This is a genomic window from Streptomyces sp. SudanB182_2057, assembly GCF_964272715.1.
Taxonomy (GTDB): domain Bacteria; phylum Actinomycetota; class Actinomycetes; order Streptomycetales; family Streptomycetaceae; genus Streptomyces; species Streptomyces rubradiris.
In genome coordinates this window covers 1,545,793-1,561,160 of record NZ_OZ186798.1, presented here as the reverse complement: position 1 = coordinate 1,561,160, position 15,368 = coordinate 1,545,793, and the positions used below count along the sequence as shown (strand labels likewise).

The following is a 15,368-nucleotide window of genomic DNA, read 5'->3' as shown; positions in this document are numbered from 1 at the left end:
TCCTCCGGGACGACGGAATTAGCGTCGCGGGAAGTCACATCGGGTGTCGTCGTCGGCGGCGCCCGGCCCGTCATGCCGGAAGCACCGGCATGCTCCGTACCCCCTGGAGACACCTGTGTCCGATGCCATCGAGGCGGTTCAGCCTGTGCTGGAACCCGCGGCGGCCGCCTTCGCCAAGGCCACCGACGACCCGCCCCATCTGTTCGAACTGCCCCCGGCGGAGGGCCGGAAGGCCGTGGACGAGGTCCAGTCCGGCGCGATCGACAAGCCGGCGGTCGACGAGGAGTGGGTCAGCGTCCCGGGCGGCCCGACGGGCAGCGTCCGTACGCGGATCGTCAGACCGGCCGGCAGCGAAGGCCCGCTCCCGGTCGTCATCTACCTCCACGGCGCCGGCTGGGTCTTCGGCAACGCTCACACGCACGACCGTCTGGTCCGCGAACTCGCCGTCGGCGCCGATGCCGCGGTGGTCTTCCCGGAGTACGCGCTCTCGCCCGAGGCACGTTACCCGGTCGCCATCGAGCAGAACTTCACCGTGGCCCGCTGGGTCGTCGAGCAGGGCGCGGCCAAGGGGCTGGACGCCGGCCGCATCGCGGTCGCGGGCGACTCGGTGGGCGGCAACATGGCGGCCGCGCTGACCCTGATGGCCAAGGAGCGCGGTGGCGTTCCGCTGGTGCGGCAGGTGCTGTTCTACCCCGTCACCGACGCCGCCTTCGACACCGGCTCGTACCACCGGTTCGCCACGGGGTACTTCCTGCGCCGCGACGGCATGCGGTGGTTCTGGGACCAGTACACGACGAAAGAGGCGGAACGCGGGGAGATCACCGCCTCCCCCCTGCGGGCGACCACCGAGCAGCTCACCGGCCTTCCCCCCGCCCTGGTGATCACGGCGGAGGCCGACGTACTGCGCGACGAGGGCGAAGCCTACGCGGGCAAGCTCCGCGCGGCCGGTGTTCCCGTCGTCGCCGTCCGCTTCCAGGGCACCATCCACGACTTCGTCATGCTCGACGCCCTGCGCGGGACGCACGCGGCGACCGCCGCCATCACGCTCGCCGCCGACACCCTGTACGTCGCTCTGCACAGCGTCTGACCACGAGGAACCACTCCACGAGCACCCCTGTCCCACCGTCGCCTCGGCACCCCACGCGCGGCGCCGGGGAGGCGATCGACGCCGCTGTCGTCTCAGCGCCGTACGCCCCCGGCCCTCCCGGCCAGGGTGACGACGACGACCAGCACCGCCGCCAGGAGACCGGCCATGAGGGCCGGCGCCGGAGACCAGGCCGCTCCCAGAACGGCGACCGTTGCCACGGGATACGCGAACCGCTCGGTCCGGCCGTGCGGATGCGGCCGTACGTGCACGACCCACACCGCCGCCAGGAACAGCGCCAAGGGCAAGGTGATCGCGGCACCCGCCGGTGACGGCAGGAACGGGTCGACGGAGCGACGGGTGATCAGCTCGGCGTACGCCGCCAGGCCGGCTCCTTCCGCAGCCGCCGCGGCGAACACCAGGTAGTGGCCGTACGCCCAGGCGAACCTCTTGCGATGACCTTGATGCGTCGTGGCGAGCAGGGTGTGGGCCGGCTTGGCGAAGTACAGCCACCACATGGCGAAGACGATGAGCAGACCACCCCCGGCCAACGAGTACAGGGCCGTGGCGTCGTGACCGCGCCCGAACGCGTCACGGATCGCTTCCGATGCGGCCGCGACGGACTCGCCGAGCACGATGAGGACGAACAGCTCGTACCGCTCGGCTATGTGCCGCGGATGCCACGGGGTCGTCCCGGCGGACTGCGCCCACACCGGTACGGCCACCTCGGCGGCGATCAGCGCCGCGATGGCCGGGAGCCGGGCCGGCGCCGGCAGCAGGAGCGTGCACACCCACCCCGCCTGACAGCCCGTCACTCCGGTGGCGAAGCGCAGAGCTGTCCGCCGCCGGGGCGGGTCCGACCGGGCGGCCCGCAGCCACAGGACGGCCAGCGCCGTGCGCAGGACGACGTACCCCCAGATGACGACCCGCAGGTCCCCCGTACGGGAAGCCGGGGCGATGCCGGCGGCGAGGATCAGGGAGCCGGTGATCTGGACCAGCACCAGCAAGCGGTAGGGGACGTCGTCCGGGTCGTACGCGGAGGCGAACCACGTGAAGTTCATCCACGCCCACCAGACCGCGAAGAAGACCACCGCGAACCGCAGCACACCGGTGAAGTGGTGCCCCTCGACCACCGCCGTGCTCAGACCCGCGGAAGCCTGGGCCACCGCGATCACGAAGCAGAGGTCGAAGAGGAGCTCCAGGGACGTGGCGGTCCGGTGCGGCTCGCCGGGATCACGGCCGCGCATGCCACCGGCCGCGCCCCTGGCCCCTCTTCGTCCAGGCCACCGCACGTCCACGGAGGGAAGGCGACTCACCCCAGCCCTCCCAGAGCGGCTTCCACCGTGCGATGAAAGGGAAGACAAGCGGGAACCCAGGACCGCAGGCGTTCCACGGACATCGCGGTGTGGACAGCGACGTTCAGTCCGTACAGGACCTCTGCCCCCGCCGGTCCCGCGGAGGTGGCTCCGACGAGGACGCCACGGTCGGCGTCCTCGACCAGCTTGACGAAGCCCTCACGCCGCCGGCCCCGAGGTCCGCGAGAACCGAAGGAGTTGACCGGCAGCAGACTGGTGCGCACGCGCAGCCGTTGGTTCCGCGCCTGGCGCTCCGTGAGTCCCACGGCAGCGATCTCCGGGTCGGTGAAGACCAGGCGGGCCGGCTTCTCGTAGCCGGTGTCAGGGCCGGGCCACCCCAGGATGTCCCGCACGGTGACCTCGGCCTGGTACGACGCGACATCGGACGAGACGGGGCCGGTGACGTCGCCGACCGCCCAGAGGCCCTTCCCCGCACGCATCTGTCCGTCCGTGGGCACGGCCCCCGCCCGGGCGTCCAGCCCCACGGTGTCCGCCCCCAGCCCCACGAGGCCGGCCTCCTGCTCCATGGTGACGAGCAGCCGCTGGGCACGCAGCGGCTCCCTCCCGCCGTCGAGCCGGACCGTGAAGCCCGTGCCGTCGTGGCCGACCTCCGAGACCCCCGTGGAACTGAGGACGGTGACGCCGTCCCGCCGCAGAGCCCGCTCGGCCAATGTGCTGGCCTCCGGCTCCTCCTGAGGCAGCAGCCGAGGCCGCCGCTCCACCACGGTGACGGCGCACCGGAAGCGCGCGAAGAGCTGAGCGGTCTCCACGCCGAGTCCGCCGGAGCCCAGCACGATCAAAGACTCCGGCAACTCCATCGTCGCCAGGGCGTTCCGGTCGGTCCAGTACGGGGTCCCCGCCAGCCCTCGTACGGAGGGGAGCCGAGGCTGTGCGCCGGTGGCCAGGACGACACCCTTGCGGGGGCGGAAGGTACGCCCGCCGACCGTGACCCGGCGTGGCCCGGAGAGCCGGCCCTTTCCGTGTACGAACCCGACCCGCCCGACCGCCACGGGACCGGCGGCGAGCCGAGCCGCCGGGAAGCCGGACACGGAGCCGGTCGTCACGTCGGTGAAGCACCCGGGAGGCAAGCGCTCACCACCGACAAGCCTGGGTTCGATGCCCACCACGTCCAGGCCGGATTCCGCCAGCGCGCCCGTGACGTACCCGCCCGCGTGACCCAGGCCCAGGACGACCACGTCGACCTGCTCGTTCACACTAGTGTTCCTTCCTCATGCCCGACGGCTCCTTCATCGCGAACCTAGAGGCGGAAACGCGCCGGTCCATGCGCGCCGGCGCACAGGGACTTGTCCAGGAAGGCACGCCCGCGCATGCCGGGTCGGGCCGTGCGCTGCTGGACACCGTCACATGCGCTGACGGGCAAAGACCGCCCAGCGCCGGCACGTAGCGTCGCCTCCGCGAACACCCCGAACCGCAGGAGGCGGACCATGACCATCGAAGCGCGGCATATGAGCAGCCAGCCACGGCTGCATCAGACGGGCCCCGTCATCCAGGAGTTCGGGACTGTCAAGCAGCTTCCGCTCGGGCTCTCTTACGACGCCCGCATGTACTCCTGCCAGAGACTCAACAAGGTCCTGGCCGACACGCAGATCCTCTACGGCCTCTACAAGAAGCACCACTGGCTGATGCGCGGCGCGACCTTCCACCAACTGCACCTGCTGCTGGACAAGCAGGCGGGGGAGCAGCTCGACCTCGTCGACACCCTCGCGGAACGCGTCCAGACCCTGGGCGGCGTGGCGGTCGGAGACCCCCGGCACGTCGCCGAGATCACCTCGATCCCCAGGCCCCCGGACGGCGTCGAAGAAGTACCGGTCATGCTGTCGCGCCTGCTGGAGGCCCACGAAGCGATCCTCGTCGACGCCCGCGAGGCCGCCGCCCGGGTGGCCGAGCTGGGCGACGACGGCACCAACGACCTGCTGGTCTCGCAGGTGGTCCGGACCGGTGAACAGCAGGCGTGGTTCCTGGCCGAGCACTTGGTGGACACACCCCTGGTGCGGGCCTGAACGAGCCGGTCCCGGCCGTCCGCGCCCCGTCGCGACACCGGCGGGCACCACGCCGTGCCGTGCCGCGCCCGCAGGCGGCGCCGACCGGCCGACGGCTTCCACCCGATGAGGAACGGGGCCCGACCGCCCCGGCGCGGCGCCGCCGCCCTTCGCCGGCGCACCGATCCGTTCCGCTCCCTGGTGCGGAACGACTCACAGGAGAATCACCATGACCCACGACTCCGGCCCGCCCGCAGGGCAAACCCCCCAGGCCGCCCGGCACTTCGAGCCGGACCTGCGTCCGATGACCCGCATCAACCTCCGCCCCATCGCCTCCCCGATGCCGGTCGGCTTCTTCGCCGTGGCGATCGCGTCGTTCATCGTCGGAAGCCTGCAACTGGGCTTGCTGGGCGACGAAGCACACCTGGCCGTCGCGCTGACCATCCTCCCGGCCTTCATCCTGCAACTGATCGTCAGCATCCTGGCGTTCGGGGCGAGGGACGTGCTCGCCGCGACCCTGATGGCCTGCTTCTCCGGGACGTGGCTCGCGAGTTCCCTGGTCCTGGCATTCGATCCGCCCTCGGGCGCCCGCGTGCTCGGCGTACTCAACCTCGTGTTCGCCCTCTTCGCCCTCATGATGGCCACCGTCGCCCACCGCAAGCGCTCCATGTGGCTGGTGCTCTGCGTCGCCGTGCCGAGGTTCACCGTGGCAGCGCTCTTCAACTTCACCGGCGCCGCCTGGGTCGGGTACCTCTCCGGGGCGTTCGGCATGCTCCTGGCGGTTGCCGCGCTGTACGCGGCGTTCGCCCTCATGCTGGAGGACATGAGGGGCGAGGAGGTCCTGCCCGTAGGACGGCTCGGCCCCGCCCACGAAGCCGTGGAGGGCAACCTCGCGGTGCAACTGCGCAATCTGGAGCGACAGGCAGGGGTACGGCGGACACTGTGACCCGGCGCCCTGACGCCCCACCGCGCCCGGCCCGCCCGCCGGGCGGCGACCGTTCCCGCGCCATCGCATCCCGCGTGCCCGACTGTCCCGCACACGTGCCGCCCACATGCCGCACGGCAAAAGTAGTTGCCCGTTAAAATGTCTCGGACATGCTCGGGCAGCTCGGCGCGAGCGGGACGCCGGGAGGCAGGGTGGCGGGGGAGGGCACGGCGTTCGGGGCGCTGTTGCGGGAATTGCGGCTGGGAGCGTCGCTGACGATCGAGGCCCTGTCCGCGGCTTCGGGCGTGAGTGTGCGGGGCATCGGCGATCTGGAACGCGGCCGGCGAGCGGCGCCGCAGCGGGGAACGGTGGCCGCGCTCGCCGCGGGCCTGGGGCTGGGCGAGCCGGAACGGGAACGGCTGCTGGCCGCCGCCCGGGCCGGTCGCAGCCGGGGTTACAGTCCGCTGGGCGTATGCGCTTTCCCCCGCGGCATCGACGACTTCGTGGGCCGTGAGCGGGAGCTCGCCCGGCTGACGGAGCTCGCCGTCCGGGCCGCCGGCCTGCCAGGCCCTTCCGAGCGGGCGGAGCATCGCACCACGGCTGCGGAGCGTCCGGTGGTGGCGACGGTGTCCGGACCGCCGGGCGCGGGCAAGACCACGCTGGCGCTGCACGCCGCCCGGGAACTGGCCGACCGGTTCCCGGACGGGCAGCTGATGGTGGACCTGCGGGGCATGGACGAGGTTCCGCCCGAGCCGCCCGAGCTGATGCTGGGGGTGCTCAAGGCCCTCGGCGTGGCCGACCGGGACCTGGCGAAGGCGGGGCCGCAGGGCCGCCCCGGGCTGTACCGGCAGATGCTGGCCGACCGGCGGTACCTTCTGGTGCTGGACAACGCCCGCGACGAGGCCCAGGTCCGTCCGCTGCTGCCCGGCGCCGGTGCCGGCATGGTGGTGGTGACCAGCCGGAGGATGCTCACCGGCCTGGAGAGCGTGCACCGCCTGCCGCTGGGCGAACTGAGCGCGGAAGAGGCCGCCGCCTTCCTGACCGCCCTGGTGGGTACGGAACGAGCCGGAGCCGACCCGGCCGCGCTGGCCGAGGTGGCCGGCCACTGCGGGAACCTGCCGCTGGCCCTGCGCGTGGCGGGCAACTGGCTGGCCACCCGCACCGGTTGGTCGGTACGCCGCCTCGCCGACCGCCTCGCGATGGAAGAGCGCCGCTTGGACACCCTGACCGCGGGCGACCTCCATCTGGCAGCGGCCTTCAACCTGTCCTACCGCCAGCTCACCCCTGCCGCCGCCCGCATGTTCCGGCTGCTGTCCCTCGTCGACGGACCCGATGCGGGCGCCGCCGGCGCCGCCCGGCTGACGGGGCAGTCACTGTTCGACGCCGAGGACACCCTCGAAGAACTGGTCGAGACCGGTCTGTTGGGCGCGGACCGGGACCGCTACCGGTTCCACGACCTGCTGCGGCTCTACGCCCGGGGGTGCCTGCGGGCCGAGGAACCGGCCGGAGCCGCCGAGGCGGCCCGCTCGGCGCTGCACCGCTGGCTGCTGGAGACCACCGTCATGGCCGGCCGTTGGTACGAACCCGACCATGGCGCCCCGCCCGCCACCTGGCGGAGCGACGTCGACCTCTCCACCGCCGACCGTGCCCGTCAGTGGCTCCAGGACGAGGGCGCCAACTGGCTGGCCGCCCTGCGGGCGGCCGCCGCTGCGGGCGACCACGCGACCGTGGTCGAGGTGGCCGAGGCCCTGCACTGGTTCTCCGACCAGTGGATCTTCTGGGGCCACTGGCCCGAGGTCTTCGCCACCGCGGCCCGGTCGGCCCAGGCCCTCGGGGATCCCCTCCTGGAAGCCACCCAGATCAACTACCACGCCTGGGCCCTGCTCGTCTGCGAAGGCCGCCACCACGACAGCCTCGACCGCTCCGCCCAGGGCCTCGCCGCGGCCCGGCGTGCCGGTGACCTCTCCCAGCAGGGCTGGTCCCACAAGTACAGCGCCTGGGCCCTCCGGCTGCTCGGTGACCATGCCGAGGCGGCGCGTCACAACAGCGAGGCGGCCGCGCTCTTCGAGGCCGCCGGTGACCTGCACGGCGCCCTCCAGGCCATGGTCGAGCACGATCAGCTCCTTGTGTACGGAGGACGCCACGAGGAGGCCATCACGGCCGTCACGAACACGCTCTCCTTCCTCGACCAGGTCGGGGACCGCATCGTGTCCCACGTCGCCGAGTTCACCCGCATGAACCTGCGGACGGTCCTCGGCGGCGCACACGCCCGCCTCGGGAACTGGGACGCGTCCGTCGAGCACCTGCGCATCGCCGTGGAACTGTGCCGCGCCGGCGGCAACACGGCCATGGAGAGCCGCGTTCTGGTCCGCCTCGGCAACAGCCTGCTGGCCGCCGGCCGTGGTGCCGAGGCCCGGGACGCCTTCTCCCAGTGCCTCGCCCTGGGTGCGTCAGCCGACCCCAACAGCCGTACCGAGGCCCGGAAACACCTCGATGCGCTTGATGCCCTGACGTCCGATGGAGGGTCGACTTCGCCGACATCAGGCCAAGGCGACCACTCTCGGTGACATTCACCCGGCGGCCCCCCTGGGAGGGGGGCCGCCAGGCGGGCGGCCGAGGCGCACTGGCGTTCGCACGTTCACGCCCGACAGGGGGCGGCAGGCCGATCCGGCCCGCCGCCCCCGATCTCGCTTTCTGATCGCTTCCGACCAGGTCGCACCGGTCTCTTTCGCGCCGTCCGGGGGACAGTCGGCCGGGTTATCGGTCTGTCGTACGGCTCCTCATACCAGAGCGGGACGCTCCACGGGGGACTTTGTCAACTGCCCACCACACAGGATGCGCGGACAACTACTGTGAGTGTCCGTCGGGTGGCATGCGGCCGGATTCCCCGGTCCCGTCGGCCGACGCCGCGATGACGCGTGCCCGCATCGACGCATGCCCGCAGCGCGCACCGCACGAGGACCACAAGCCCGACGGACCAGTACGAGGACGCAGATGTCTCACCTCCGAGCGCCGGCCGCCCGCGCCGACCGTCGCGAGGGCGGCCGGCACGGGCGGCCGGTCGCCCGACCCGCTCCCGCACCGTCCGAGACGCACATACGGCCCCAGTTGATGCGGCTCGCCGTCCTGCCGCCCCTCGCGGTCGCGCTCGGCGCCGGTGCCGCGGTGCTGTTCAGCGTCCGCTCCGCCGGACACACCGGCCCCCTGCTGTGGGCCATGGTCGCCGGGGCGGCGGGCGTGACCGTCGCCGGCATCCTGATCGCCGCCGTGGCCGCCGACCGCGCCGCCCGCACGATCGCCGACCGCGTCGACGCGCTCCGGCGCACCGCCGCGCGCGTCGAGGCCGACCTGCACGCCCTGGTCGACGCGCTCCGGCAGGGCGAGGCCCCGCCCCAGCGCGGCCGGCGCCGCGGGCCCCCCGCGGACGCCGACGACTTCGAACTGCTCGCCGCCGACCTGGCCCGCGCGTACGACGGCGCCGTCACCGCCGTCGTCCGGGCCGCCCAGCTCTCCAGTCAGACGGGCAGCGAACAGAAGCTGGAGGTATTCGTCAACCTCGCGCGCCGGCTTCAGTCCCTCGTGCACCGGGAGATCTCGATCCTCGACGACCTGGAGAACGACATCGAGGATCCCGGGCTGCTCAAGGGCCTCTTCCACGTCGATCACCTGGCCACCCGGATCCGGCGGCACGCCGAGAACCTCGCCGTGCTCGGCGGCGCCGTCTCGCGTCGCCAGTGGAGCAACCCGGTCAGCATGACCGAGGTGCTGCGCTCCGCCATCGCCGAGGTCGAGCAGTACTCCCGGGTCAGGCTGGTGCCGCCCGTCGACGGCGAGCTGCGCGGCCACGCCGTCGCCGATGTCATCCACCTGCTCGCCGAACTCATCGAGAACGCCACGGTGTTCTCCGCCCCGCACACCCAAGTGCTGCTCCGCGCCGGCCTCGTCACCTCCGGGCTCGCCGTGGAGGTCGAGGACCGCGGCCTGGGCATGCCCGTCACCGAGCAGAACCGGATGAACGCCCTGCTCGCCGACCCGGACCAGGTCAACGTCGCCAGCCTGCTGGCCGACGGCCGCATCGGCCTCTACGTCGTCTCCCAGCTCGCCCGCCGGCACGGCATCCAGGTGCGGCTCCAGAGCAACATCTACGGCGGCGTCCAGGCCGTCCTCGTCGTCCCCCAGGCGCTGCTGGGCCAGGCCGGGGTGGCGCCGGGGGCGGACACGGATGCCGGTGCGGGGCCGGACCAGCCGGGCCGCGGGGCGGTCTCGGGCGAGGGGGCGCAACCGGTGCCGGTGTCTGTGCCGGTGCCGGGATCGGCGTCGGATGAGCACACGGGCGCGGATATGGGCGTGGACGCGGATCCGGGCACGGACGGGCAGGGTGCCGGAAGCGGTTCGGGAAACGGTTCCGCGCCGGTCACCGGTACGGGGACCAACGGCGGAGGGACCGGAACCGGGCGCGCCGGGGCCGGCGGCACCGCGGCCGAGGGCGGGGCCGGTGCCGGTGCCGGACGGGCGCCGGGTGCCGGGCGGCGGCGGCACGCGCAGCGCGGCTCCGGGCGGCACGACGCCGAGAACGGTACGCGCGGACGCCAGGGAGCGGGCACTCCGCCCCCGCTGCCGGTCCGCGGCGCCCACGGGACACGGCCCAACCCCGCCGACGCCCTGCCCGGTGTCAGCGCCGAGGACCGGCCGGTGGTGGAGTCACACATGGGTGTGCTGCCCACCCCGCGCGTGCCCACCCCGCGCGTCGACATGGTGCGCGACACCCGCGACACCATGGACAAGCCCGAACTGCCCCGCAGGCGCGCCCAGGAGCACATCGCGCCCCAACTGCGCGGCGGCCCGGCACCCCGCCAGGACACCGGCACCGTCGCCGGCCACGACCCCGGCCTGATGGCGGCCTTCCAGCGCGGGTTCGGACTCGCCGAGGCCGCCCAGCAGGACCTGGGGCCCGGGTACGGGGAGCCGGGGCGGGAAGAGACGGAGTACGGGGGGACGACGGGGGAGGGGAGGACGTACAGGGCCCACGGCGAAGAGACGTACGCAAATACCGCCTACGGGCACATGGGTCCGCCCCACATGGGCGCCCCGCACATGGACGCCACCCACATGGGGCCTCCTCCCCACACAGCATCGGCCCACATGGCTCCCGAGCACACGCCCTCCGCCCACACGGGCTCCGAACACATGGCTCCCGAGCACATGGCCTCGCCCCACACACCCTCCGCCCCCACATCCTCCGCCCGCATGGGCTCAGAGCACATGGACCCGGACCACACCACCCCCGGGCAACCACCGGCTCCGGCCGCCATACCCCAGGCGCACACCCACACGCCCGTACCGGACGGCGCCCGCGGTACCGGCCGAGCCGACGGGAGTGCCCCGGCCGGATGACCGTACCCGCCGCACGTACCCCCGCCCCCGCACGTCGTACCCCCACCCCCAGCGCTCCCCCAGATCTTCGTACCCCAAGGAGTCGATCCACCATGGCGAGCGATGCGCCGACCATCCCCGCATCCGACCTCGACTGGCTGCTGAGCGGCCTCGTGCAGCGCGTACCGCACACCACCAGCGCGGTGCTCCTCTCCTCCGACGGGCTGGTGAAGTCCGTACACGGCCTGGACGCCGACAGCGCCGACCACATGGCGGCCCTGGCCTGCGGCCTGTACTCCCTCGGCCGCAGCGCGGGCGTCCGGTTCGGCGACGGCGGGGACGTGCGCCAGGTCGTGGTCGAACTCGACGCCACCCTGCTCTTCGTCACCACCGCCGGCTCCGGCACCTGTCTCGCCGTGCTGGCCGGCCGCGAGGCCGACGCCGCCGTGCTCGGCTACGAGATGGCGATGCTGGTCAAGAGCGTCCGCCCCTACCTGGTGACCGCCCCTCGGCAGCAGACCGCGGACCCCGCGGCGACGAGGCCTTGAGCGTGGCCGCAGCCGGCGACGGGCCCTGGCTGGACGAGGCGGCCGGGCGGCTGGTGCGGCCGTTCACGGTCAGCGACGGCCGCACCGAGCCCAGCATCGCCCTCGACCTGATGTCGCAGGTGATGGCCACCGGCGTCACCCCGCTCGGCTACCTCGGTCCCGAACACGCGCAGGCCCTCGACCTGTGCCGCGCGCCCGTCCCGGTCGCCGAGGTCGCCGCCCAGCTGAAGCTGCCCGCGGTGGTCACCAAGGTGCTGCTGTCGGACCTGGTCGACTGCGGCGCGCTGACCACCAAGCCGCCCGCCTACCACCACACTCCCACTGACCGGTCTCTGCTGGAGGCAGTGCTCGATGGACTACGACGACAGCTCTGACCCGTTCCCCACCGCGCTCAAGATCCTGGTCGCGGGCGGTTTCGGGGTCGGCAAGACGACCTTCGTGGGAGCGGTCAGCGAGATCGCGCCGCTCAGCACGGAGGAGCTGCTCACCACGGTCGGCGTCGGCACGGACAGTCTCGACGGCGTCGAGAACAAGATGGAGACCACCGTCGCCATGGACTTCGGCCGGATCACCCTCGATCCGGAACACGTGCTGTACCTGTTCGGCACGCCGGGGCAGGAGCGGTTCTGGTTCATGTGGGACGAGCTGTCCGAGGGCGCGCTCGGCGCGGTGATCCTCGCCGACACCCGGCGCCTCCAGGACTGCTTCGCCGCCGTCGACTTCTTCGAGGAGCGCGGCCTCGCCTTCATCGTCGCCGTCAACGAGTTCGACGGCGCCCACCGCTACGCACCCGACGAGGTGCGGGCCGCCATCGACCTCGGCCCGGAGATCCCGGTCGTGCGCTGCGACGCGCGGATCTCCAGCTCCGGCGTCCAGACCCTGCTCACCCTCGTACGCCATCTGCTGGCCCTCGCCCCGGCGGCCACGCCCAGCCAGGGCGCCCACAGGTGATCCCGACCCACCGTCCACGGAGTTCCCCCATGCGGTACACCCACAGCGCCGGAGTCCGGCGATGAGCTACGAGCCGCCCCGGCCGGTCCGGGGTCTGCTGCTCACCCCCGAGGACAAGGAGGCCCCCGCCCGCGTCCGGCGGCTGCGCCGGCTGGGTCTGGCGGACCGGCCCGACCCCGCGCTCGACGCCTTCGCCGGCCACCTCGCCCGGCTCACCGGCGCGAGCTACGCCATGGTCAACTTCATCGGCGAGGACCACCAGTTCTTTGCGGGTCTGAGCGCCCCCGCCGCCCCGGTCGTCCGCGAGGACGGCAGCAGGGCCGAGATGGGCCGGGTGCTGCCGCGCGACCATGGGTTCTGCCCCCATGTGGTGGTACGACACAAGGCGCTGGTCCTGGACGACGTCCGCGACTTTCCGCGGTTCGCGGGCAACCCGGTCGTCGACGAGTTCGGCGTCCGCTCCTATCTCGGCGCCCCGCTCATCGACGGCACCGGCATGGCGCTCGGCACTGTGTGTGCCGCCGACACATCCCCGCGCGCCTGGGGCAGGACGGGTCTGGACACCATCAAGGCGCTGGCCGCCGATCTCGTCGTACGCCTCGAACGGAGCGCGCGGGACGGCCTGCCCCTCTGAAGGCGCCGTCCCGCCGCGACCGGGCTCAAGTGCGGCTCCGCGCGAGGGAGATGAGGGTCACCCGCGGGGCCTGAAGGAAAGCTGAGGCGCCGGTTAAGAAAAGCTCGATGGACCCCGGCGCGCGCATACGGCAGATTGCGGGGTGATTCCACCCCTCTGACCCGGTGCGGGCTCCTTCGGCATGCCCGCGGGGCCGGGCCTCACCCACAGGAGCCGTAGCGTTGAAGGCGCTCGTCAAGGAGAAGGCGGAGCCGGGTCTCTGGCTGACGGACGTACCGGAGCCCGCCATCGGCCCCGGTGACGTCCTCATCAAGGTCATGCGGACCGGTATCTGCGGCACCGACCTGCACATCCGGGCCTGGGACGGCTGGGCCCGGCAGACCATCCGCACCCCGCTCGTGGTCGGCCACGAGTTCGTCGGTCAGGTCGTGGAGACCGGCCGGGACGTGACCGACGTCCGCGTCGGCGACCGGGTCAGCGGCGAGGGCCACCTGGTGTGCGGCAAGTGCCGCAACTGCCTGGCCGGCCGCCGCCACCTGTGCCGGGCCACTGTCGGCCTCGGTGTCGGCCGCGACGGCGCGTTCGCCGAGTACGTGGCCCTGCCCGCGTCCAACGTCTGGGTGCACCGGGTCCCCGTCGACCTCGACGTGGCCGCGATCTTCGACCCGTTCGGCAACGCGGTGCACACCGCGCTCTCCTTCCCGCTGGTCGGCGAGGACGTCCTGATCACCGGTGCCGGGCCGATCGGCCTGATGGCCGCCGCCGTGGCCCGGCACGCGGGCGCCCGCAACGTCGTCATCACCGACGTCAGCGAGGAGCGCCTCGACCTGGCCCGCAAGATCGGGGTGAGCCTCGCCCTGAACGTCGCCGGGACCACCATCGCCGACGGCCAGCGCACCCTGGGCCTGCGCGAGGGCTTCGACATCGGCCTGGAGATGTCCGGCCGCCCCGAGGCCATGCGCGACATGATCGCCAACATGACCCACGGCGGCCGGATCGCCATGCTCGGCCTGCCCGCCGAGGAGTTCCCCGTCGACTGGGCCCGGATCGTCACCTCGATGATCACCGTCAAGGGCATCTACGGCCGCGAGATGTTCGAGACCTGGTACGCGATGTCGGTGCTGCTGGAGGGCGGCCTCGACCTCGCCCCCGTGATCACCGGCCGGTACGGCTACCGCGACTTCGAGGCCGCCTTCGCCGACGCCGCCAGCGGCAAGGGCGGCAAGGTCATCCTCGACTGGACCGCCTGACCCCCCGCAACCGCGAGCACCTTCAGGAGCCCCCCATGTTCGACACCGTCCGCGACGACCTGCGCGCCACCCTCGACGAGATCCGCGCCGCCGGCCTGCACAAGCCCGAGCGGGTCATCGGCACCCCGCAGTCCGCGACCGTCAACGTCACCGCCGGCGGCCGCCCCGGCGAGGTCCTCAACTTCTGCGCCAACAACTACCTCGGCCTCGCCGACCACCCCGAGGTGATCGCCGCCGCCCACGAGGCCCTGGACCGCTGGGGCTACGGCATGGCCTCCGTCCGCTTCATCTGCGGCACCCAGGAGGTGCACAAGGAGCTGGAGGCCAGGCTGTCGGCGTTCCTCGGCCAGGAGGACACCATCCTGTACTCCTCCTGCTTCGACGCCAACGGCGGTGTCTTCGAGACCCTGCTCGGCGAAGAGGACGCGGTGATCTCCGACGCCCTCAACCACGCCTCCATCATCGACGGCATCCGGCTGTCCAAGGCCCGCCGGTTCCGCTACGCCAACCGCGACCTCGCGGACCTGGAGGCCAGGCTGAAGGAGGCGTCCGACGCCCGCCGCCGGCTGATCGTCACCGACGGCGTCTTCTCCATGGACGGCTACGTGGCACCCCTGCGCGAGATCTGCGACCTCGCCGACCGCTACGACGCGATGGTCATGGTCGACGACTCGCACGCCGTCGGCTTCGTCGGCCCGACCGGCCGGGGCACCCCCGAACTGCACGGCGTCATGGACCGCGTCGACATCATCACCGGCACCCTCGGCAAGGCCCTCGGCGGCGCGTCCGGCGGCTACGTCGCCGCCCGCGCCGAGATCGTCGCCCTGCTGCGCCAGCGCTCCCGCCCCTACCTGTTCTCCAACAGCCTCGCCCCGGTGATCGCCGCCGCCTCCCTGAAGGTCCTCGACCTGCTGGAGTCCGCCGACGACCTGCGCGTCCGGCTGGCCGAGAACACGGCGCTGTTCCGCCGCCGGATGACCGAGGAGGGCTTCGACATCCTCCCCGGGGACCACGCCATCGCCCCCGTCATGATCGGTGACGCGGCGGAGGCGGCCCGCATGGCCGAACTCCTGCTGGAGCGCGGGGTGTACGTGATCGGCTTCTCCTACCCGGTCGTCCCCCAGGGCCAGGCCCGCATCCGGGTCCAGCTGTCCGCCGCGCACTCCACGGAGGACGTCCACCGCGCGGTCGGCGCGTTCGTCGCGGCGCGCGCCGAACTGGCCGCCTGACCAGGCCGGACGAGCTGGG

General features: G+C 72.8%; 13 protein-coding genes. 11 read left to right on the top strand and 2 right to left on the bottom strand.

The window, feature by feature from the left end:
* The first annotated feature begins 115 nt into the window (after positions 1–115).
* Positions 116–1,087 carry an alpha/beta hydrolase gene (locus tag ACSURM_RS06485; protein WP_436953989.1) on the top strand — a complete coding sequence of 324 codons (972 nt, stop codon included), beginning with the start codon at positions 116–118 and terminating at the stop codon, positions 1,085–1,087.
* 92 nt (positions 1,088–1,179) lie between these two features.
* Here the strand turns inward: ACSURM_RS06485 and ACSURM_RS06480 are convergent, their stop codons facing one another.
* Both ACSURM_RS06480 and ACSURM_RS06475 read right to left on the bottom strand, forming a co-directional pair.
* On the bottom strand, positions 1,180–2,331 hold the full coding sequence (locus ACSURM_RS06480; RefSeq protein WP_436953988.1) for a low temperature requirement protein A: 1,152 nt from the start codon (positions 2,329–2,331) through the stop codon (positions 1,180–1,182).
* Between the two features lie 65 nt (positions 2,332–2,396).
* Positions 2,397–3,653 carry an FAD-dependent oxidoreductase gene (locus ACSURM_RS06475; RefSeq protein ID WP_436953987.1) on the bottom strand — a complete coding sequence of 419 codons (1,257 nt, stop codon included), beginning with the start codon at positions 3,651–3,653 and terminating at the stop codon, positions 2,397–2,399.
* A gap of 231 nt (positions 3,654–3,884) precedes the next feature.
* On the opposite strand from ACSURM_RS06475, the gene ACSURM_RS06470 reads away from it, so the two are divergent.
* From ACSURM_RS06470 to ACSURM_RS06425, 10 genes are all read left to right on the top strand, one after another.
* The gene (locus ACSURM_RS06470) at positions 3,885–4,460 is read left to right on the top strand and encodes a Dps family protein (protein WP_436953986.1); all 576 of its coding nucleotides are present in this window, start codon (positions 3,885–3,887) and stop codon (positions 4,458–4,460) included.
* A 208-nt stretch (positions 4,461–4,668) separates the two neighbouring features.
* Positions 4,669–5,385 (top strand): GPR1/FUN34/YaaH family transporter, encoded by a 717-nt coding sequence (locus tag ACSURM_RS06465; protein ID WP_436953985.1) that lies wholly within the window; start codon positions 4,669–4,671, stop codon positions 5,383–5,385.
* Positions 5,386–5,534: 149 nt separating this feature from the next.
* A complete protein-coding gene (locus ACSURM_RS06460; protein ID WP_436953984.1) occupies positions 5,535–7,931 on the top strand; it encodes an ATP-binding protein in 2,397 nt (798 codons plus the stop codon).
* A 427-nt stretch (positions 7,932–8,358) separates the two neighbouring features.
* The gene (locus ACSURM_RS06455) at positions 8,359–10,758 is read left to right on the top strand and encodes a sensor histidine kinase (RefSeq protein ID WP_436953983.1); all 2,400 of its coding nucleotides are present in this window, start codon (positions 8,359–8,361) and stop codon (positions 10,756–10,758) included.
* Positions 10,759–10,850: 92 nt separating this feature from the next.
* Entirely contained in the window at positions 10,851–11,285 is a 435-nt protein-coding gene (locus ACSURM_RS06450; RefSeq protein ID WP_189756987.1) for a roadblock/LC7 domain-containing protein, read from the top strand.
* 2 nt (positions 11,286–11,287) lie between these two features.
* Entirely contained in the window at positions 11,288–11,659 is a 372-nt protein-coding gene (locus ACSURM_RS06445; RefSeq protein WP_030620868.1) for a DUF742 domain-containing protein, read from the top strand.
* The gene (locus tag ACSURM_RS06440; protein ID WP_436953982.1) at positions 11,637–12,236 is read left to right on the top strand and encodes a GTP-binding protein; all 600 of its coding nucleotides are present in this window, start codon (positions 11,637–11,639) and stop codon (positions 12,234–12,236) included. The genes ACSURM_RS06445 and ACSURM_RS06440 overlap by 23 nt, the downstream gene beginning before the upstream one ends.
* Before the next feature lie 61 nt (positions 12,237–12,297).
* On the top strand, positions 12,298–12,870 hold the full coding sequence (locus ACSURM_RS06435; RefSeq protein WP_436953981.1) for a GAF domain-containing protein: 573 nt from the start codon (positions 12,298–12,300) through the stop codon (positions 12,868–12,870).
* 221 nt (positions 12,871–13,091) lie between these two features.
* On the top strand, positions 13,092–14,120 hold the full coding sequence (tdh, locus tag ACSURM_RS06430) for an L-threonine 3-dehydrogenase (RefSeq protein WP_436953980.1): 1,029 nt from the start codon (positions 13,092–13,094) through the stop codon (positions 14,118–14,120).
* A 35-nt stretch (positions 14,121–14,155) separates the two neighbouring features.
* On the top strand, positions 14,156–15,349 hold the full coding sequence (locus tag ACSURM_RS06425) for a glycine C-acetyltransferase (RefSeq protein ID WP_436953979.1): 1,194 nt from the start codon (positions 14,156–14,158) through the stop codon (positions 15,347–15,349).
* The last annotated feature ends 19 nt before the right edge of the window (positions 15,350–15,368 follow it).